Annotated in this window: 23 protein-coding genes and 26 tRNA genes; 47 read left to right on the top strand and 2 right to left on the bottom strand. The window is 44.8% G+C overall.

The window, feature by feature from the left end:
* The first annotated feature begins 258 nt into the window (after positions 1 to 258).
* The 25 genes from ABW391_RS00795 (at position 259) to ABW391_RS00675 (ending at position 11,326) form a co-directional block, all read left to right on the top strand.
* The gene (locus tag ABW391_RS00795; RefSeq protein ID WP_353479904.1) at positions 259 to 807 is read left to right on the top strand and encodes a hypothetical protein; all 549 of its coding nucleotides are present in this window, start codon (positions 259 to 261) and stop codon (positions 805 to 807) included.
* Positions 800 to 1,261: an AAA family ATPase gene (locus ABW391_RS00790; protein WP_353479903.1), complete on the top strand. Its 462-nt coding sequence runs from the start codon at positions 800 to 802 to the stop codon at positions 1,259 to 1,261. The genes ABW391_RS00795 and ABW391_RS00790 overlap by 8 nt, the downstream gene beginning before the upstream one ends.
* Positions 1,254 to 1,466, top strand: coding sequence for a hypothetical protein (locus ABW391_RS00785; RefSeq protein ID WP_353479902.1), 213 nt, complete (start codon positions 1,254 to 1,256; stop codon positions 1,464 to 1,466). The genes ABW391_RS00790 and ABW391_RS00785 overlap by 8 nt, the downstream gene beginning before the upstream one ends.
* Positions 1,463 to 1,663: a hypothetical protein gene (locus tag ABW391_RS00780; protein WP_353479901.1), complete on the top strand. Its 201-nt coding sequence runs from the start codon at positions 1,463 to 1,465 to the stop codon at positions 1,661 to 1,663. Before ABW391_RS00785 ends, ABW391_RS00780 begins: the two co-directional genes overlap by 4 nt.
* A 124-nt stretch (positions 1,664 to 1,787) precedes the next feature.
* A complete protein-coding gene (locus tag ABW391_RS00775) occupies positions 1,788 to 2,228 on the top strand; it encodes a hypothetical protein (protein WP_353479900.1) in 441 nt (146 codons plus the stop codon).
* Between the two features lie 142 nt (positions 2,229 to 2,370).
* A complete protein-coding gene (locus ABW391_RS00770) occupies positions 2,371 to 2,589 on the top strand; it encodes a hypothetical protein (protein ID WP_353479899.1) in 219 nt (72 codons plus the stop codon).
* 2 nt (positions 2,590 to 2,591) lie between these two features.
* On the top strand, positions 2,592 to 3,812 hold the full coding sequence (locus ABW391_RS00765; protein WP_353479898.1) for an IscS subfamily cysteine desulfurase: 1,221 nt from the start codon (positions 2,592 to 2,594) through the stop codon (positions 3,810 to 3,812).
* A gap of 195 nt (positions 3,813 to 4,007) precedes the next feature.
* A complete protein-coding gene (locus ABW391_RS00760) occupies positions 4,008 to 4,640 on the top strand; it encodes a class II aldolase/adducin family protein (protein WP_353479897.1) in 633 nt (210 codons plus the stop codon).
* A 13-nt stretch (positions 4,641 to 4,653) separates the two neighbouring features.
* Positions 4,654 to 4,863, top strand: coding sequence for a hypothetical protein (locus tag ABW391_RS00755; protein WP_353479896.1), 210 nt, complete (start codon positions 4,654 to 4,656; stop codon positions 4,861 to 4,863).
* 88 nt (positions 4,864 to 4,951) lie between these two features.
* A complete protein-coding gene (locus tag ABW391_RS00750) occupies positions 4,952 to 5,143 on the top strand; it encodes a hypothetical protein (RefSeq protein WP_353479895.1) in 192 nt (63 codons plus the stop codon).
* A gap of 42 nt (positions 5,144 to 5,185) precedes the next feature.
* Positions 5,186 to 5,260: transfer RNA gene (locus tag ABW391_RS00745), tRNA-Ile, on the top strand.
* A 5-nt stretch (positions 5,261 to 5,265) separates the two neighbouring features.
* Positions 5,266 to 5,340, top strand: a tRNA-Arg gene (locus ABW391_RS00740).
* Between the two features lie 7 nt (positions 5,341 to 5,347).
* Positions 5,348 to 5,432: transfer RNA gene (locus ABW391_RS00735), tRNA-Leu, on the top strand.
* 11 nt (positions 5,433 to 5,443) lie between these two features.
* Positions 5,444 to 5,698, top strand: coding sequence for a hypothetical protein (locus tag ABW391_RS00730; protein WP_353479894.1), 255 nt, complete (start codon positions 5,444 to 5,446; stop codon positions 5,696 to 5,698).
* On the top strand, positions 5,695 to 6,273 hold the full coding sequence (locus ABW391_RS00725; protein WP_353479893.1) for a hypothetical protein: 579 nt from the start codon (positions 5,695 to 5,697) through the stop codon (positions 6,271 to 6,273). The genes ABW391_RS00730 and ABW391_RS00725 overlap by 4 nt, the downstream gene beginning before the upstream one ends.
* Positions 6,274 to 6,943: 670 nt before the next feature.
* Positions 6,944 to 7,018, top strand: a tRNA-Glu gene (locus ABW391_RS00720).
* Positions 7,019 to 7,024: 6 nt separating this feature from the next.
* Positions 7,025 to 7,099, top strand: a tRNA-Asp gene (locus ABW391_RS00715).
* A gap of 140 nt (positions 7,100 to 7,239) precedes the next feature.
* Positions 7,240 to 7,905 (top strand): hypothetical protein, encoded by a 666-nt coding sequence (locus ABW391_RS00710; RefSeq protein WP_353479892.1) that lies wholly within the window; start codon positions 7,240 to 7,242, stop codon positions 7,903 to 7,905.
* Positions 7,898 to 8,731 carry a hypothetical protein gene (locus ABW391_RS00705; protein ID WP_353479891.1) on the top strand — a complete coding sequence of 278 codons (834 nt, stop codon included), beginning with the start codon at positions 7,898 to 7,900 and terminating at the stop codon, positions 8,729 to 8,731. The genes ABW391_RS00710 and ABW391_RS00705 overlap by 8 nt, the downstream gene beginning before the upstream one ends.
* The gene (locus ABW391_RS00700; protein WP_353479890.1) at positions 8,706 to 9,407 is read left to right on the top strand and encodes a hypothetical protein; all 702 of its coding nucleotides are present in this window, start codon (positions 8,706 to 8,708) and stop codon (positions 9,405 to 9,407) included. The genes ABW391_RS00705 and ABW391_RS00700 overlap by 26 nt, the downstream gene beginning before the upstream one ends.
* 463 nt (positions 9,408 to 9,870) lie before the next feature.
* A tRNA-Gly gene (locus tag ABW391_RS00695) sits at positions 9,871 to 9,944 on the top strand.
* Between the two features lie 1,048 nt (positions 9,945 to 10,992).
* A tRNA-Trp gene (locus ABW391_RS00690) sits at positions 10,993 to 11,068 on the top strand.
* A 5-nt stretch (positions 11,069 to 11,073) separates the two neighbouring features.
* Positions 11,074 to 11,150 (top strand) — tRNA-Arg (locus tag ABW391_RS00685).
* 7 nt (positions 11,151 to 11,157) lie between these two features.
* Positions 11,158 to 11,232: transfer RNA gene (locus tag ABW391_RS00680), tRNA-Ala, on the top strand.
* A 5-nt stretch (positions 11,233 to 11,237) separates the two neighbouring features.
* Positions 11,238 to 11,326 (top strand) — tRNA-Tyr (locus tag ABW391_RS00675).
* 2 nt (positions 11,327 to 11,328) lie between these two features.
* Here ABW391_RS00675 and ABW391_RS00670 read toward each other — a convergent pair.
* Entirely contained in the window at positions 11,329 to 12,099 is a 771-nt protein-coding gene (locus ABW391_RS00670; RefSeq protein WP_353479889.1) for a class I SAM-dependent methyltransferase, read from the bottom strand.
* 148 nt (positions 12,100 to 12,247) lie between these two features.
* Between ABW391_RS00670 and ABW391_RS00665 the strand changes: the two genes are divergently transcribed.
* The 8 genes from ABW391_RS00665 (at position 12,248) to ABW391_RS00630 (ending at position 13,343) form a co-directional block, all read left to right on the top strand.
* Positions 12,248 to 12,337 (top strand) — tRNA-Ser (locus ABW391_RS00665).
* A 9-nt stretch (positions 12,338 to 12,346) separates the two neighbouring features.
* Positions 12,347 to 12,427 (top strand) — tRNA-Asn (locus ABW391_RS00660).
* Positions 12,428 to 12,479: 52 nt separating this feature from the next.
* Positions 12,480 to 12,553 (top strand) — tRNA-Thr (locus ABW391_RS00655).
* A gap of 114 nt (positions 12,554 to 12,667) precedes the next feature.
* A tRNA-Lys gene (locus ABW391_RS00650) sits at positions 12,668 to 12,742 on the top strand.
* 3 nt (positions 12,743 to 12,745) lie between these two features.
* Positions 12,746 to 12,819, top strand: a tRNA-Lys gene (locus ABW391_RS00645).
* A gap of 160 nt (positions 12,820 to 12,979) precedes the next feature.
* Positions 12,980 to 13,050 (top strand) — tRNA-His (locus ABW391_RS00640).
* 46 nt (positions 13,051 to 13,096) lie between these two features.
* Positions 13,097 to 13,171 (top strand) — tRNA-Met (locus tag ABW391_RS00635).
* A 98-nt stretch (positions 13,172 to 13,269) separates the two neighbouring features.
* Positions 13,270 to 13,343: transfer RNA gene (locus tag ABW391_RS00630), tRNA-Ile, on the top strand.
* A 1-nt stretch (position 13,344) separates the two neighbouring features.
* Here ABW391_RS00630 and ABW391_RS00625 read toward each other — a convergent pair.
* Positions 13,345 to 13,509 carry a hypothetical protein gene (locus tag ABW391_RS00625; RefSeq protein WP_353479888.1) on the bottom strand — a complete coding sequence of 55 codons (165 nt, stop codon included), beginning with the start codon at positions 13,507 to 13,509 and terminating at the stop codon, positions 13,345 to 13,347.
* A gap of 85 nt (positions 13,510 to 13,594) precedes the next feature.
* Here ABW391_RS00625 and ABW391_RS00620 point away from each other — a divergent pair.
* From ABW391_RS00620 to ABW391_RS00555, 14 genes are all read left to right on the top strand, one after another.
* Positions 13,595 to 13,668: transfer RNA gene (locus tag ABW391_RS00620), tRNA-Val, on the top strand.
* A 6-nt stretch (positions 13,669 to 13,674) separates the two neighbouring features.
* A tRNA-Pro gene (locus ABW391_RS00615) sits at positions 13,675 to 13,748 on the top strand.
* A 7-nt stretch (positions 13,749 to 13,755) separates the two neighbouring features.
* A tRNA-Cys gene (locus ABW391_RS00610) sits at positions 13,756 to 13,833 on the top strand.
* Positions 13,834 to 13,839: 6 nt separating this feature from the next.
* A tRNA-Ser gene (locus tag ABW391_RS00605) sits at positions 13,840 to 13,930 on the top strand.
* Positions 13,931 to 13,937: 7 nt separating this feature from the next.
* Positions 13,938 to 14,013, top strand: a tRNA-Phe gene (locus ABW391_RS00600).
* 6 nt (positions 14,014 to 14,019) lie between these two features.
* Positions 14,020 to 14,104: transfer RNA gene (locus ABW391_RS00595), tRNA-Leu, on the top strand.
* Positions 14,105 to 14,366: 262 nt separating this feature from the next.
* Positions 14,367 to 14,861: a hypothetical protein gene (locus tag ABW391_RS00590; RefSeq protein ID WP_353479887.1), complete on the top strand. Its 495-nt coding sequence runs from the start codon at positions 14,367 to 14,369 to the stop codon at positions 14,859 to 14,861.
* Positions 14,862 to 14,871: 10 nt separating this feature from the next.
* On the top strand, positions 14,872 to 15,411 hold the full coding sequence (locus ABW391_RS00585; protein WP_353479886.1) for a hypothetical protein: 540 nt from the start codon (positions 14,872 to 14,874) through the stop codon (positions 15,409 to 15,411).
* A gap of 2 nt (positions 15,412 to 15,413) precedes the next feature.
* Positions 15,414 to 15,492 (top strand) — tRNA-Leu (locus tag ABW391_RS00580).
* A gap of 14 nt (positions 15,493 to 15,506) precedes the next feature.
* Entirely contained in the window at positions 15,507 to 15,977 is a 471-nt protein-coding gene (locus ABW391_RS00575; protein ID WP_353479885.1) for a ribonuclease H-like YkuK family protein, read from the top strand.
* A gap of 175 nt (positions 15,978 to 16,152) precedes the next feature.
* On the top strand, positions 16,153 to 16,434 hold the full coding sequence (locus tag ABW391_RS00570) for a hypothetical protein (RefSeq protein WP_353479884.1): 282 nt from the start codon (positions 16,153 to 16,155) through the stop codon (positions 16,432 to 16,434).
* A tRNA-Gly gene (locus ABW391_RS00565) sits at positions 16,414 to 16,487 on the top strand. Before ABW391_RS00570 ends, ABW391_RS00565 begins: the two co-directional genes overlap by 21 nt.
* Before the next feature lie 16 nt (positions 16,488 to 16,503).
* Positions 16,504 to 17,097, top strand: a complete 594-nt coding sequence (locus ABW391_RS00560; protein ID WP_353479883.1) for a hypothetical protein — start codon at positions 16,504 to 16,506, stop codon at positions 17,095 to 17,097.
* The gene (locus ABW391_RS00555) at positions 17,081 to 18,223 is read left to right on the top strand and encodes a hypothetical protein (RefSeq protein ID WP_353479882.1); all 1,143 of its coding nucleotides are present in this window, start codon (positions 17,081 to 17,083) and stop codon (positions 18,221 to 18,223) included. Before ABW391_RS00560 ends, ABW391_RS00555 begins: the two co-directional genes overlap by 17 nt.
* Positions 18,224 to 18,390 lie beyond the last annotated feature (167 nt).

Raw genomic sequence — 18,390 nt, 5'->3', positions numbered from 1 at the left:
ACGAAGTCGAGACGTTGACCAGTGAAGAAATACATCTGTTGTGTACTGATACTGATTGCGGTTTCTCCTGTCCCGGCTTACAAAACTCAACGGGTGTGCGAAACCAGCGAGGCGTCTTCCAAAGCGCCTGCCAAAAAAACATGCAAAACAGTATTGGTCATGACAGAGGCACAGAAAAAAGCAGTTGAACAAGAAAAAGCCCGACGAGAAAAGAAACCTGCAAAAAAAGAACAACCTAAACATTGAGAGACTACAATAATGACAACCTGGATCACAAGTGATCTCCACTGGGGACACAAAAACATCATGAAATTTTGCCCTGAGTCACGGGCACGGTTTCGTGACGATGTGGCCTACATGAACGAGGCCATGATTCGAGAATGGAACGACCTGATTGGAGTGGATGACACTGTGTACATTCTGGGTGACGTGGCATTCTTGCCTGCGGAAAAAGCCGTGGCAACTGTGCGTAGACTGAATGGAGTTAAGATCTTGGTGGAAGGCAACCACGACCGTAAGCTGTTGCAAGATCCAGATTTCCGTGACTGCTTTGAACAAGTACACAAGTATCTGGATGCACAGTTCAACGAAACCAAAGTGGTGATGTTTCATTATCCCATAGCAGAATGGGACCAGATGCATCGCGGTGCGGTTCACTTTCACGGACACTTGCACGGTGACACCAGCAGCCTGGAAAATTATCGTGCTCTGGACGTGGGCATGGATGCTACTGGCGCAATTGCCATCACCATGGAACGTGCTATCGCTCAAGCCTTAAAAGGCAAGATCAAAGGACATCATGTCTAAGTGTTATCAGTTGATTGGAGTGCCAGGTTCGGGTAAAAGTACCTGGATCCGGAACCAAATATGGGCCCTGGGCTTGACCATTGTTAGTACAGATGCGTTTGTGGAAGCCTATGCTGAGCAACAAGGCCAAACCTACAACAAGGTGTTTGAGGATTACATGCCTCAGGCTGTGGATCTCATGGCTCAACAGGTGGTGTTTGCACGAGAACATGGCCACTCAGTGATCTGGGATCAAACCTCAACCACTGTGGCCAGCCGTAGAAAAAAGTTTCACATGCTGCCGGACTATGAGCATGTTGCTGTGGTGTTTGGCACACCCGAGCCTGCAGAACTTGCTCGTAGACTGGCTGGCCGCCCAGGAAAAAGCATTCCGGATCATGTGATGCTAAGTATGCTACAAAATTTAAAAGAACCCACACTGGAAGAGGGGTTCCAGGAGATATGGCATGTATAACAACCTAACGGTTCACGTAAAAAATCACAAAGAAATAATTGATGTGCTAAATGCCGTCAGTTCATGCGGACAGTACAAAAACGCAGATGAGATTGCATATCAACTGGGCCTGTTGAGTGCCTGGATTGTGAGACTGAGCAAACAACACTATGATGTGGAACTTGAACTCAAACAGCGGCTGGCCACATTTCAGGAGAAACGATGAACGAACGAATTAGAGAAATTTTCCTAGCATGTGGATATGTTGATCGGGGCAGCAATCATACTGCCTATCAAGATTTTGATGAGGAAAAATTTGCCCGACTGATTGTGGCAGATGTGTGCGGGGTACTGACGGAATCCATGGAGTCCAGAAGTGCTGTAATTATTGAAAAATATTTTGGAGCAAATGATGCAGCGTGAATTGATTCGAGCAATTGTTTTTTTTGTGGTGTGCATGACTATTGCATTCACACCTATCTTGTATAAAAATCACTGGACTATTTTTTTCAACAACACCTATCACGAAATTTTTTAAGGAGTAACCATGTTTGCATTGCTGAAATTTATCTATATCTTGTTCCGGTCTGGCCGAGACCTACTGAATCCCAATATCAATCCCTTACGGCATGCACCCGCGCATATCAAATACTTTGCCAGTATCTTGCTGGGCTGTTTCTGGAGTCTGGCATTTGGCCTGTACGTTGGTGAACTCATGACCATTGGCTACAACATGCTGGGTCATATTGCCATCATCAGCATGGTGTTTGTGACTTGGAAGGTGTTCCGTACAGTGGAAACGACATACAGTCAGCGACAGGGCACACAAGACTGGCTACGCATGCCGGATCGTTCAAGCCGATGTGACGAACTCACCGAAGAACAAAGAGTGGCCAAAATTAAAGAATGGTATCACCGTAATGTGTGGAATGATCCGGCCCTGGCCGAACAAGATCGTGCCAAAGGTCACATGAACTGGAAAGCATAACTCATGATTCAACACTTGAGAATTCGTCTAGCCCGATGGATACTGGGCGAACATTGTGCCTGTTATCGCATGGGCTATCATGACATGATAGACTTTGAACAGCGATGCGCCCGTGACCGAGCACTACAGCAGGCAAGAAAAAATGAACATAGTTAAGTGGTTGTGTTTTAGTATCATGTTGGCAGGTGCCATGATAACAAGCCTACGACTGGATCCTATCTTGGGCATTATATTGTTGTTTGTGGGCAATGCATCATGGCTGGGTACTGCCTTGTATCACAGAGACTGGCCCAGTGCTGCCAACTTTGCCATGTTGTCCACAGTGTGGTTGATGGGTTGCGTTAAATATTACTCAGGATAAAAATGATAGATTACACAGAATTTCCAGTCTACTTGGACTACAGTTCAACCACACCCATGGATCCACTAGTGGTAGATGCCATGATTCCTTACATGCGTGAGCAGTTTGGCAATCCTGCATCACGCAGTCATGCCTATGGTTGGTCAGCAGAAGCCGCGGTAGAGCAGGCCCGACAGCATGTGGCTGACCTAGTATCAGCTGATCCTAGAGAAATTGTGTGGACATCAGGCGCTACCGAAAGCATAAATCTTGCCATCAAAGGTGCTGCTAAGTTTCGTAAGGCACAGGGCCAGCACATCATTACTGTGCGAACTGAACACAAGGCCACACTAGATGCTTGCCGTGAACTGGAGCGTGATGGATGGCGTGTGACCTATCTTGATGTGCAGCCCACGGGCCTGATTGATATAGCCCAGTTGACCGCAGCCATACAGCCCGACACCACCCTGATCAGTGTGATCTATGTCAACAACGAAATTGGTGTGATACAGGATATTGCCACAATTGGAGAACTGTGCCGTGAGCGGAACATTGCATTTCACGTGGATGCAGCACAGGCCACAGGCAAGGTGGAGATCGACCTACAACTGTTAAAAGTTGACCTAATGAGTTTCAGTGCCCATAAAACCTACGGACCCAAAGGCATTGGCGCATTGTTTGTGCGCCGCAAGCCCAGAATGAGAATTGAAGCACAAATACACGGTGGTGGGCATGAACGCGGCATGCGATCAGGCACTCTGGCCACACACCAAATTGTGGGCATGGGCGAGGCATTTAGACTGGCTAAACTGCATATGGCAGAAGAAACTGCCCGCATCAGACTATTACGTGACCGACTGTTAGCTGGCCTAGAAACCATTGAGCAGGTATTTATCAACGGTGACATGACTCAGCGTGTGCCACACAATCTCAACATCAGTTTCAACTATGTGGAAGGTGAAAGCATGATCATGGCCCTGAAGCAATTGGCCGTAAGTTCGGGGTCGGCCTGCACAAGTGCCAGCCTTGAACCCAGTTATGTGTTGCGGGCGTTAGGTCGCAATGATGAACTGGCACACAGTAGCATAAGGTTTAGTCTAGGCAGATACACCACAGAACAGGAAATTGACTTTGCTATTGAACTGATTCAACGCAAGATTGCTAGATTGAGAGAACTTAGTCCACTTTGGGATATGTACAAAGAAGGCATTGATCTAGACACTATCAAGTGGGCTAGTCATTGACATAAAAAATGGAAAGCAAACTGTTTGCATGGTGGCCTACTAGAATGACCAGTGGACAAATAGTTTGGTTGACAAAATACATAAAACATCGTAAAATGTATGATGACAGCACAGGTCGACCACCATTAAACAGTTTGTACTTTGAATGGACAGAAACTGTGCAAGAGAAATTTTGGCGAATATTAAAAGGATAACATGCTAGAAACAATTTGTCAAGTGCTAGAAGATGCCTACAAGCGCAACTGGATTACCAGTAGAGATGGTAATGTCAGTATACGACATCATGATCGTGATCATTTTTATATCACACCTTCAGGTGTACGTAAACAGACCCTACAACCGGATCAGTTCAAGAAGATTGCTATAAAAAAATCAATTTATGGCCAATACTACACTGAACTGTCTTATACAGACATCAGTGCCAATTTGAAACCCAGCGGTGAGATACCTCTGCACTTTGGCCTACAAAGAATGATGGGACAACATGCCAACGATGTTCGAGTGGTTGTGCATGTTCATCCCACCTACTGTATTGCGGCCATGCATGCGGGCATTGATTTGAGTACAGTGAGTGCAGCATTTCCCGAGCTGAACCGTTACACCCGAGTGGCACCCAATGTGGGCGATGTGCCTCCCATCAGTCAAGAACTTGCTAACGAATGTCACGAGAATTTACAATTGGATGACCGGGGAAATATTGCCTACGATATTGTGGGCATCAAAGGACATGGTGTTGTGGCCATTGACACCAGCCCATGGCGTGCCTACGAGCACATAGAGCGACTAGAACACATTTGCCGTATAGTGCTGGCATCAGGAAAATATTGATTGGAATTGATGTATGAACGAACAAATTAAACAACTTGCTCTAGCAGCTGGCGGTAGCCACTATCCTGATGTGGGCGGTCGGACACTAGAAAAGTTTGCCGAACTACTGATTCAGGAATGTGCCCAAGTTGCAGATATTGAAAGAGATACTTCAGCTGGGTGTGGATATGTTACACAAACAACTGGACAAAGAATTAAAAAATATTTTGGAGTTGAAGAATGAATTTCTTTTGGGGATTACTATTGGGATATATCGTTGGTGTGTTGTTCATGTGTTATAAATCAAACGAAGATGCAAGGATGGATAGAGAATGATGGAAGAACAAGGCCTGGTGTACCGACTGCTCAAACGGGCTGAGATACGCAGACAGATTCCCGGACGCAGAAGCGTGGAACAAGGTGAGACTGACCGCATTGCCGACCTCCTGGATGAAGCAGCAGCAGAAATTGAGCGTTTGCAAAAACAAACTCAGGATCTACAGGCGTTGCTATCTGTGAAATAATCTGTTGACACTAAATAACTTTCCTGTTACAATGTAACAATAGCGACTCTAGCTCAATGGGAGAGCAGGACCCTCATAAGGTCTTGGTACTTGGATCGAAACCAAGGAGTCGCACCAAGTATCTGGCGTTAGTATAATGGATAATACAGGGGATTTCTACTCCCTAGATAGCAGTTCGATTCTGTTACGCCGGACCAGATCCATGCGAGGATGATGTAATGGTAGCCATGAGAGACTTAAAATTTCTTGCCGTCAAGGCGTGTGGGTTCGAGTCCCGCTCCTCGTACCATGAAAGAACCTATGACTGATCAACCACTAAAAGTACAATTTGCCCCAGGATGCTTTGACGAGTTCGAAGGAACTCAGGCGGAGCTGGATCTCTTGATGGCCGAAATTCACAGCATGTTTGAGAACATGACCGCAGAAGACCTTGAGGCCACGAGTCATGCCGTGGATTTTGAACAACTGACTGAATCTGATCCTGAACTGGCACAACGACTGGCCGCAGCGTTGGATGGTATTGACAGCGGCTCTGACACAAGAATCCTGCAATGATTTCCGCCAGCCCAGATCGTCACACTTTTCAAAAACAAAAGTACATTGAAGGTTGTTTAGAAGCGGGCCAGAGTCTTGACGATCCTGAGGTGCAGGCCATGCTTGAAATGTACGACAGCTGGACACTTCAAGATGAAGAAAATCTAGTCAATGCTGAGTGGCAAAAGAACAACATGGAATTTGACATGCGTACCAGTGACTGGATGGTTGCCAAGGTTCGCGAAAGCAGAGTGTATGCTCAAAATCTCTATGCTGCCCTGTGCAACAATGAGTTCCAGAAACAAGATGTCTGGACCATACTGAAAGATCAAACCTGGGCCGCAAGTTGGCGATCAGCCGGCGGCATTGTGGCCAACATGCGCGGCGAAGGTGACTACATTGACTGGTACTGTTCAGGCATCAGAGACCAGATGGCCACACTAGAACAGGCTGAATGGAACATGCTCACACAAGAGCAGCAGACGTTCCACAAGGAAAGCCAAGCACATGTGGGCGAGGGCATGGTCACTGATGAAATACGTGAAGACCTTGGTCGCCTGGCCTGGACAGTGGTCACAGATTCTGAATCCTACTAAACCGCCACAAATTTCGCCAAAATAATAGACTTTTTTGTCTGCGTCATATATACTACACTTATGAACAAGCACACTATCCTTTCAGCAGTCATACCGACAATCAATTCGGGGATGGCCTATGAGCGTGATCAGAGCCTGGGTCTTTGTTGATGTAGTCGAAACCGCATCCTTCAAAGACCCGCAGCAAGCGGGTTTTTTTATGGCGGTTGACCCTTATTCGAAAGAGTGCTATAATATACACAAGAGAGAAGAACAGCAGATTTTGCAAAGACCCTAGAGTACAGCGGGGCTTTTGCAAAACAGGTTGACCAGTATTGCATAACATGTTATACTAGAGACTAGTTAGAAAGCAGCACAGTGCATCGACACAGTGTGAAGAGTTCGTTAAAAATTTAATTTTGTATAGTGTACTCAGATTTGGTTCTGGGCACTATATGTAAGCACAGTTATACAGGTTATCCACACCGTTAGGCAAGTGAATCAGGATTATGGGTTTGAACCCCGCCTTAGCAGGCTACTCCCTCGCTGGCATGAAATAGGCTCTCACTGAGAAATCAGTTGATCTGGAAAAGCGGCGGAACATGTGGACAGTAATGACAGCAGATGGACACAGGAGTAGCACTCTTGTGTGTGATCAGCAGGTTCCTGAATAAGTGTGTTTTCATATAGTGGAGCATTCGTCTATCGGTTAGGACAGTGGGTTTTCAGTCCACTAAGAGCGGTTCGACTCCGCTATGCTCTACCAAGTTTTGCCATAGTAGTCCTCGGGGAGGGCAACGGATTGTCTATCCGTACCAGGTGGGTTCGAGTCCCATCTATGGCGCCAAACAAAATCGGCTACATGATCGAGTAGCAATGGAATCGTAACCATTACGTTTTTGCGCTGGATTGACATTGCGAGTTGGATTTGAATCCAAACATAGACAGGTTTGATTCCTGTCAGGTGCACCAAACGTTAAATAGTGTATGCCGTTTTTATTTGTTGACTACGACCAGGGTGCTGGTGGTGAAAAATTTTGTGCCAGAATCAGCGAGAGTCCTCAATGCGAGCAATTACTGTATCAAAAATTTGCCAATGGTAGAACCAAAGTGCATGACGTTTTTGAACAGGAGTTTTTGAAACCTGCACCCAAGATTGAGATTAAAAAATCTCATGCAGACCTATACACCGTGGTGCCCACGCACAGATACACCACTCTGGCAAGATCTCTACTGGATCATGTGCATAGCATCCGCATACAATGCCCCAGGGACAAAGAACTGCATCAACACATGATAGAACAACAAATAAAAAAAGTACTGTTGACCAGAGAACCTACTCCTGAATACTTTTTTGGATTATTAAAAATTTTATCTAGGTCCGCTGTGGACAAGGATTTTGTTAGAAAAGTAAAATACAACATGCTCACAGTTGAAATAATATTGCTGAGCCAGAAAATTGATCCCACACCTGATGCTGTGGAACAATATTTGAACAAAATCAGAAACACTAAAGAAGCTGAACCTGATCAACATTATGATCTTGTGGTGCCGTATGAACATCTGATCTACAATCCTGCACAGGTGTGTTCAGCATTGTATGACACATTTGGAATTGCAGTAACGGAAGATCGTTTAACAAGTTATGACTAGAAGCATTCCAAGATTGGATATCATGGTTGCGTATTCCTGCAACATCAGTTGCCGCGGATGCATCAGTCTCAGTGACTTTGCAAGAAATGGCATAGCTAGACTTGATGACGTCACCGCATGGATAACGCACTGGAGCACCATGCTAGAACCCAAGGTAGTGGCTGTGTTTGGTGGCGAACCTTGCTTGCATCCTGAATTGATGGAGATCTGCGGCCGGATAAGAAAAGCATGGCCCAGCACAACTATACGACTCATAACCAACGGATATCTACTGAAAAATTTTGACAGCGCAGCTTGGTTTGACTTTGAACCATTTGAGATGCAGGTCAGTATGCACAGAGCAGATCATCGCAGTATAATTGATCAAGCTATAAAAAACATCCTGGTAACACGCAAGGGATGGCAGGTGAAGGTCAGCGAAGATCCACAAGATCACTGTCAGATATCCTGGCAGCTGGACAATTTTAAGATTTACAAGAGCATGTTCAAAGATTTTGTAGTGCCATTCCAGTACAAAGATGACAAAATCTTGCCCTGGATGAGTGATCCTGCTGAGGCACATGCCATATGCGGTTCGCCCAATACTCCAATATTGTACAAAGGACGTTTGTATAAATGTCCGGCAGTGGCCAATGTGATGGATATCACTGGAAAAAATTGGTTTGATTATGAACCTTGTGAGGATGCTGCACATCTTGACAAATTTGTTGCTGGCATAGGAGTACCTGAATCAGTATGCGGCCAATGCCCAAACAGATCACAAGCGGTGGTGATCAATCACTTGGATAAAATCAATGTTGTTGTCAAACAAAAAAGTCTTGGTTAGTGGTTGCGGGTTCAGCTTTGGTGGCCAGGCAAGAAAGACCTGGGTCAATGTGCTGAAATCCGTAGGGGTCAACATTGTTGATGTTGGCGGACCTGCGGTGAGCAATCAATGGATTTTGAATCAAGCATTTCTAAAATTATTAGAAGATGAGTCAATAAACCAGGTGATACTGCAACTGACCAGCACAGGTAAATTGGATGTAGAAGTTGATCCGCAAAGGCAAATAGAATTGGTTGACACTGATTCATTAAGAAACTTCACATTCCAAGGCATATGGCCCAGCAGTTGTAGTGTTGACCATGCATCAAAAAGACTGTATAATCAGTGGTTAGTGAGTCCAGGACTGGAAGCACAAGACATATTTTGCAAGATCATGCTGTTGCGTGATTGGTGTCAGTCACGCAATATCAAGTTTGCAGTATTGCAAGCATATGATATATCATGGACAGAATCGCAAAGATCTGTATTGAGCTCAATTATTTCAAATATTTCAGATCCATTGTATGATCAATACGAGAAGTCAGAATTTTATAGGTATCATGATCATCAGGGTCAAAACACAGTGCCGTGCAAGCAATATCAGATTGATCTGGCTGCAAGTATCTGTCAGCAGATAGACAGTGTGTTCTTGCCAAGGATAGAAAGAATATCACAGAGTATAAAAACAATCATTTAGTTTATGAGTAGAGCATAGATGCAGTAGAGACGGAAGTCTCCCATACTAGTTACTGTGAGGTTTAAGTCCTCGATAGCCCACCAAGTTTATGCGGTAAGTTAGGTCGACAAGCCCTTGCCTGTATGTGAGTAGGAACTGATCATCCGAGGGGCATACAGCGGCAGAGAGTAATTACTCTGTTGTAAAATGAAGCGGCCAGGCAGGTTCGAATCCTGTTTACTGCACCAAGTTTTGTAAGTGTCAGCAAGTGAAGTCACGCTGTCTAGGTTTCTTCGAAGGACCAAAGCAGCAAAAGGCAAATGGGTTCAACTCCCACCCTGCGGGGAACTGCAGGGGTCTGTAAAGGAGACTAAGCTGGACGGATCCCAAGTGATATCCATCGTGCTCGAGGTCAGGCTAGGCGGCCGGTAAGTCCTGAATAAATCTACGATAAACGCGACGTAGGCTTGCAAATTCAATTCATGCGGGATTAGTTTAATGGCAAAATTAGAGATTTCCAATCTCCAGTCAAGAGTTCGATTCTCTTATCCCGCTCCAGTTTTGTTTATGTGTGTACGGTTACCCATATGTGAGTAGCGAGTCGCCCAAGACACTTGTTACTGTACTTGATGCCCGTAGCAGACTCGCGTTGAGCGAGTTCAGCCAGTGGCTTGGACACTACCAGCGATAGACAAATTCATTGCCAGCGAGACTTGGTAGTCAGAGAGGTCTTATATACTTTTGTGCGCCAGATTAGCGTTCTTGAGAGAGTTCGATCCTCTCCGCTGGTACCAGTTTAAGCAGATCATGTGGCGGAAAAACTCATTGACTATGGGCCCAACTGCCAGGGACCAAGACTAAATCCTGAACCGCTGACGGTTAAAGGTACGAGACTGCTAGTCACAGTCAACTCATGCTCAGGAAGGTGGCAACACTTTTAAACGCATGGCAGTCACATGATCAGCTTATCCAAACTAGGTTGACAACAAATCAAATGTGTTGCATAATACACGCATAGGATAAATAATTAAGCGGGTAGGGTGGTCACCACTCCGGTCTCATAAGCCAGGAGCATCGGCAGTTCAAATCTGTCACCCGCAACCATTTTGGCCGTGAAGTAGGAATACTTCACACGAAGTTATCTTTAGTGGTTGACACTAAATGATAAATAAAATATAATAGGATTTAAGATGAAAACAACTCTCTGTTCACTGTTGACGAAACCCATGTTTACACAGGCATCCGCCTGGTCACATGCGTATGGTCGCATGAATAGTATTCCAGGCGTTCCAGGATCAGTTGAGAGGTGTGATATTTAACTCAGTTAAATCACAAAATTCAAAAGACCCTGGAACTAAAAACTCCAGGGTTTTTTCTTTAAAGCGTTAGATAGTGTGTATAGGTAACGAGGACCTAGCCTGCACTTAAAACATGGGCAAACGGGCGGCGACTAGGATGGACTCCCTCTTGTGGGAGGAAAAATTAGATCGTATCAAAGCATTCTCTATCCGTCGGGAGACACGTGGGTTCATCCATGAAGAGTGCTTTGATACACACATTGAGCTGATACAGGCTGAGATGCCGCAGACAGTGTGTAAAAAATTTTGTATCGCTAGCTCAACTGGCAGAGTTCTGGTCTCCAAAACCAGCGGTTCGGGGTTCAAATCCCTGGCGGTACGCCATGTATCGGTCCTTAACTCAATTGGATAGAGTGCTAGTCTTCGAAACTAGAAGTTGGCGGTTCAAATCCGTCAGGACCGACCAAGATAACGGGGGATTCATATACTGGGTATTATGCCTGCCTTGCACGTAGGTCAAAAGAGTTCGATTCTCTTATCCTCCACCAGATTAGGAAGTGTGTGCTGAATTGGTTGAAGGCAACGGACTGTAAATCCGCCACATAAGAAACGTTGTAGGTTCGAGTCCTACCACTTCCACCAGGTCAAGCCCATTGGTATATGTTCTGCAATGCTAATGGAGTTGAGTTTATCAAATTAGAATTATATAATCTAATTATCATTCTCCTCGTGGTGAAACTATGCAAAAATTGTGAAATTTCATCTTCAACAAAATCTAGAATAGGATTGTTTGATATTATTTCAAAATATGAAGGCCAGTCGGGGCCGGCAATTGTTAAATATTCTTCAGAGGTAATTTCTTTGCGATTTTTTGATGTTTTGTTTCCGTAAAACTCAATCCAGTCGCACTTGAATCCAAAAATATCAGCCGATTGTAAAATCCACGATAGATTAGGAGTGCCATTGGGTATGATTTTTAAATCTTTATGATGACCGTGCAAGATCTGATCAGTGACTTCAAACCCCCAGTCCATCAATGGATTAAGAGACTCTGTACCAAATTCAGTTTCAAATAACACATATTCAATATTGGATTTCAAAACATGTGAGAAGAATCTGAAATGATCAAACAAATGATACAATACGCCAAAACAAGTAACTATATTGCTGTTTGATACTAGACCCGGTAATAGCTGATAATCAGTTATGTCCCCAACAATAAATTCTACATTGCTGACATCAAGTTCTTGCTGCGCCTTGTTGATTAATTCAGGTCTCACATCAACTGCATAAACATGTTTGGCACCTAGTTCAGAAATTATTTTTGTAGATTTTCCAGTATGGCAAGCTAGATCTAAAACTGTTTTGTTTTTAAAAAGTTTAGCATTCGATGACAGATATTGGATTTTTTCCATAGTAATCTACTTATTGTTAGTATGCTTGGACTAAATTATTCTTAGAGGTTGGGCGTAACCTTCAAGTACTTTGATGTACCAATCGTGGCAAGTGAAAGGCTCCACGTTAAATTTTTTCAGCAGCACACAAGCTGCTAAGTATTTTCCTGGAACGGTCCCATAATGGTATTGGAGCGGATTGCTAATCCGTCGAGTGGTGAAAGCCGCTTTAAGAGTTCGAGTCTCTTTCGTTCCGCCAACAATTTATTCCACGAGAGCCGCCGGGTGTGGCAGCAGACTGTTAATCTGTGCGAAAGCTAGCTAGGTTCGAGTCCTAGTCGTGGAGCCAAACAAATCCATACTCTCCCTTGACGAGTTAGGTCCCTGGATTTTTCTTTTTTGCCCTACTAGTACAATGGCAGTACACTGGTTTTGTAATCCTGTGATGGCAGTTCGATTCTGTCGTGGGGCACCAATAATTTTAACCTTTGAAAGAACTATATGAAACGAAAAAGTCGTAAACTATAGTGTCAACTCCAGATCCCAGGTAGGTCCGGGTTGGCACGTGAAAGACAATTTTACATACCAACCCTTCAAGATGTTATGGCAGCATGCCGTACTCTTAATCCGTGACGTCCAAGTTCAAATCTTGGTGGAGGGACCACATGGGATCGTAACTTAAAAGTAAAGTATCGGACTTTTAATCCGACTAAGAAGGGGCAGTACCTTCCGGTCTCACCATAAGAAAACATTCTGTAACAGCTACACTGGAACAACACTAAACCGGACTTATTCTGCAGAACGGTCCGGAGGTGCCAGGAAGAGCAGGGCTGTCTGGGATTCAAGCGCCGCAGAGTGTTTCCTTATGGTTTTATTTTGATAATTGTAAGACCTCAAAGGTGTGGCCATAGCTTAATGGTAAAGTCGTGGATTGTGATTCCGCTTATCTGAGTTCAATTCTCAGTGGTCACCCCTTTGACGTTTTATGGATGTTATTACCCATTGGTCAACCCAGTTTGGTGATATGGCGTAGACGGATGCGCACCGGCTTCATAAGCCGAGGAGGAAGGATCGATACCTTCTATCACCACCAAGCAGTTTGTTGGGGAATCGCCTAGCCCGGTCTAAGGCAACGGTCTTTGAAATCGTCATCATGGGTTCGAATCCCATTTCCCCTGCCAGTATTAGTATAGCCCGTTAGCTCAATGGCAGAGCACTCGACCGATAATCGAGCGACCCAGGATCGTTACCCGGACAGGCTACCAATCAAAAGCGGTTGATGAACTCCAGTGCTGCATCTGTGTCGTTGAAGAAACGCAAGATCAATCGTTTGCTGAAGATATCATTCACAAAGATGTAACAGGTATTGTGATTGCTCATGCTCAAGTGGATATGTAGTCCACTTGCGGTGATGTTGTCATATGTGTGCATCAAGTATTTAAGCGACTAGTACTCGCTCCCAAACTCTCCATAGCACACGGAGTATAATAGGACAAGTTGTGTGCGACTAATTTATGCCTTGTTCGTCTAATGGTAGGGCCGCGCTTTTACACGGCGCAGACGGCAGTTCGATTCTGTCACGAGGTACCAGATTTTCTCTCGGTAGTTTAATGGTAGAATTTATGGTTTGGGACCATATGACGAGTGTTCGATTCACTCTCGAGAGACCAACAACATGCACAGGTGGCGGAGCGGCCCAACGCACCAGATTGCAAATCTGAAAAACCGTGAGTTCAAATCTCACCCTGTGCTCCAATCAACGGAAGGCCAACCCAACTGGCGATGGGATCTGTCTTGAAAACAGCCGAGCGTTAATAGCGCCTTTAGAGTTCAACTCTCTAGCCTTCCGCCAACAACATGCAACTTTAGCTGATATGGTTATAGCGGTACCCTGAAGAGGTATTGAAGTAGGTTCGATTCCTACAGGTTGCACCAAATAATGCCCCGGTGACGTAATGGTAGCCGTGTGAGTCTTAGAAACTCATGTCCTTGTGGCGTGTCGGTTCGAGTCCGACCTGGGGCACCAAATCATTTGACAACAAGTCACAAATACTGTATAATGAAATCATGTACAAAGTAATCAGCAAATCTGGACTACCACTTAACTCATGTCCTTCACTAAGCGAAGCTATCAGCTTTGCCCGAATCGTTGGCATGTTTGTGACTATTCGAGGTCCGGACTTTGAAGTGTGCGGTGTATTTGGTGTGGACACAGTTCGAAATGGCAAGTGCCCCGATGGTGTTGACTACGACTGGAACAAGGCCAGCAGAATTGGTGCCACACGACGATGATGGAATGGAACAATCCCGCAATGATCAGTGCGCTTGATCAGGCCGCTATCGCTATCACAGCAAAGGAATTACCAATGGATCAAGATCTGGAATATCAAGAATACGATGCTTTCGTCAAGCAGCTGGAAACCACTTATCCTCAGATGTTTGCGGGCAAATACGGTGGCATTGAATGTGCTGCCGGATGGTGGCCCATTATTGCCAGCCTGTGCGCTAGTATCCAACATCATGTTGACTGGAAGAACCGGCAGTCAGACGCGGTGCCTCAAGTGACAGTGACACAGATCAAAGAAAAATTTGGCGGCCTGCGTTTCTACTACGATGGCGGCGACGATGAGATCAGCGGTATGGTGACCATGGCAGCAGCCTGGGCAAGTCATGCCTGCGAAGAGTGCGGAGCATCGGGCGTACTGCGCCATGGTGGCTGGCTCAAGACCTTGTGCAACACACATCATAACCTGCGTGAATCACGCAAACAATCAGGAGTATAACATGTTGAGTATGAAAGAATTTATGGAACTGGTGGACTACCGGATCACCGAAGGCGACACCTATGGCTGGCAGTGCTTTGGACCCAACAGCTATCAGCTGAGTTCCTGGAATGGCGTGCATGGCGCCGGCGGCTGGAGTGCCAATATTGTGTTCAGCACCCGGAGCCAAAAGGTCTATGAAGTCAGCGTGTGCGACTACACTCTCGATCGTGCTTACCGAATGATCAATCCTGACTATGTGAAAAAGCATGAAAAAGAAGCAAAGAATCGCGGTGTTAACATGAATGAAGCCTGGGACGCGGTCAACTATGTTGATCTTGAAGTAGATGACGACTTCATGCAAAAAGTCTTGGCTATCAAGGCTGGTGAAGAATACGATACCCGTGTACAGGTACCAGTGGAATTCACTGATGAAGAACTGTTAACGTACATGAAGGCTGCACATGATCTTGACATCACATTCAACGAGTTTGTGGTACAAGCCATCACTCAAGCTATTCAAGCCCATGAAGCTGATCCAAAAGGATTTGGTCAGAGATACAATTACTAAAAGCCCCGCTGGACAAATCTGGCAAAGTCGCTTCTCTCAAAAGGAAGAGTTCTCTCGGTTCGACTCCGAGGCGTGGTACCAAAAGAAAGAAACAAATGAGAAAAATTGATATTGCCCAGGTGGCCGCGTTTATTGCAGCACAGACACCAGAAACAAAAATTTATCTGGGCTGTGACAGTGAACGTGTGAAAATCAACGGTGCATGGCATGCTGACTATGTGCTGGTTATTGTTGTGCATATCAACGGCAACAATGGCTGTAAACTGTTTGGTGAAGTACAGCGCGAACGTGACTATGACTCCAAGCCTGGCAAACCTGCCATGCGACTCATGACCGAAGTCTACAAGGTTTCTGAACTGTATCTTAGACTGGCTGAAGTGCTGGATGGTCGCGATGTGGAAGTACATCTTGACATCAACCCCAACGAAATGCACGGTTCCAGCTGTGTTATCAGCCAGGCCGTGGGCTACATCAAGGGCACATGCAATGTGGTTCCTTTTGTCAAGCCCGAGGCCTTTGCTGCCAGTTATGCTGCTGACAGATTTCGTAGCCTCAAGGTAGCTTGACGCCTGTGATGTTTGAGATAAATACTTAATGACTGTGTATCAAACTTATTATTGCGAACATTGCAGAGATCGTTACTCCTGGACACAGGAACGATCTACGCCGGGCTTTTGCAGTATAAAATGTCAAGCAGATGATGCTAGTCGCAAGAGTCTGATGCCATTCAAACTGCAACAGTTGGCAAAGGCTATTGAATCTGTGCCTGTGGCTGTCAAGGCCACTGATGTGGTAGAACAACGTAAACAGCGCAGTGCCGATTCGGCAGTGATTCGAGAACAACGGTGTGAATGCTGCAACATCAACAGCTATCTGGGTCGCCCCTTGCAATTTGTACTGCGACACTCAGATGGCAACATCAACAACAATGCTCCAAACAATTTGCAACTGCTGTGCCCAAACTGTGCCAGCCAAGCAGACAACAGTGTATTTTTAAAACAAGCGGGTGTAGCTCAATGGTAGAGCAGAACGTTGCCAACGTTACGACGAGAGTTCGATTCTCTTCACCCGCTCCATACAAAAGAAATAACAATGCTTGAACCATTTGATTACGGAGTTCCTGCAAGTCCTGGTGATTGTCACATTGGACTTTTTCAGCCAATGTTGAATCAGTTTCTGTTGACGGTAAACAGTATTCAACATGCTCGAGATATTGCGTTAATTGCGTCCGGACGATATCCATTGTTCATGGTCAATCTTGAGACTGCAGACAACTACTGCAAAAATCTAATAGATAATTCATGTTGCGAAAACTGGACGTTGCCTAGTGAACAACTAGCACCAACTCAGATAGAAAATTATGCAAATTTTGTAGTCAATGCTGAACATCTATTAGAACGTCACAATGATCTTGACGTATCAAAGGAAAAACAATATCTACAGGTGTGCTGGTACTATCTAAAATTACTTGATCAAATCACCGCCAGCAATATATTTGGCTGGAGAATCAAACAGTTTATGATAGCTATTTTTGATTTTGAAGAAAATCAGCATGACACACTTGTTCAAAATTTAAAAAAACAAGTGATAGCAGAACTGTATCTTTGCAAAGACATAGATTTAGTCAAAGTCTCCATAGAAGATATTATTACCAAGGCCAAAAAAGAACATGATCTTGTATTTTAATCCTGCCTACCTGAAACACTCCACCATTCAACAAGCAATAATACAGAGTCGTGGACATGACACATTCTCCAGGTTAGCGAATCTTCGCAAGATCAACAAGAATCACACAGCATGGTATTCTCGAAAAGGTACCAATTTACTGCCGTTCAAATCTGAATTGATTGACATTCCTGGATTTGCCATGCCTGATTATGATCCCGATTACACTCAGTCCTGGACTCAGATTACTGATCAACGTTGTCATGATCTACACACCAGTCACTGGCACCGGCCCTGGCTAGTGATGTGGAGTGGTGGCATTGACAGCACTGTTATCGTAGCCTCCTTGCTCAAAAATCTTGACCCAGCAGATCTTGACAACATTACCATTGCCTGCAATCCGGTGTGTATTTGGGAAAACCCGCAGTTTTATTTTGATCATATCATGCCTAATTTTAAAGTTGTCAATAGCACAGAAATGATGTCTGAAGATTTTGAACATCGAGATGCTTATGTTATTGACGGTGAGCCAGCTGATCAACTGTTTGGATGTGCAGGTGGCTATCTAGACACTTTGTATCAAAATCCTGATCTGCTGTATACCAACATAATCAACAACAAAGATTGTGCCATTGATGCTATTGCTGGTCTAACAGACCGACCATTTGCTGAATGGTATTATCATGTGTTAGTGGCCAATGCTGCCAGTGCTGGCGTTTCTGTGACAACCTTGCACGACTTGATCGGCTGGTCAGGATTCAACAATGCCTGGATCTCAGTTAAATTTAGAGTTATCTCAGACCTTAGAGGCAACTGGAGAACTATAAAAAATGCAAAATCCTACATTGATAAATTTGTGCATTGGTATGACAGCAATGAATATCAACAGTGGGCAATGAACCCCCGGAATGCTAGTGAAAAAATAGGTTCCACCACTTCGGAATACAAGCTGGCTGCAAAAAAATACATACACTCAGTGGACAACAATGGATATTATTTCAAGTTCAAGACCAAAATGGCATCAGCAGACTTGTACAGCAATCAGCTGTTGCCGCCTTGGTGTTGTATTGATCAAGATTGGAATTTTCTAAATCTTCAAGAACATGAAGATCAAATTATCAGTATGTTACCCAATCATCTGGTGTAGTCAACCCCTAGATAATGAAACACGGCCCGATCCTCTGGCAAACGGTCACTCCTGGATACTGTGTGTTACGGTCGGGTTTTTCTAGTAACTTTACCAATCTGTGTCAACCCAGTGCTGAGCTGCTGCGTTATATATGTATGCAACACAATAATCAACCGGACTGCACA

The sequence above is a fragment of the Haliscomenobacter sp. genome (assembly GCF_040403615.1).
Lineage (GTDB): Bacteria > Bacteroidota > Bacteroidia > Chitinophagales > Saprospiraceae > Haliscomenobacter.
This window is presented reverse-complemented; position numbering and strand designations above follow the sequence as displayed.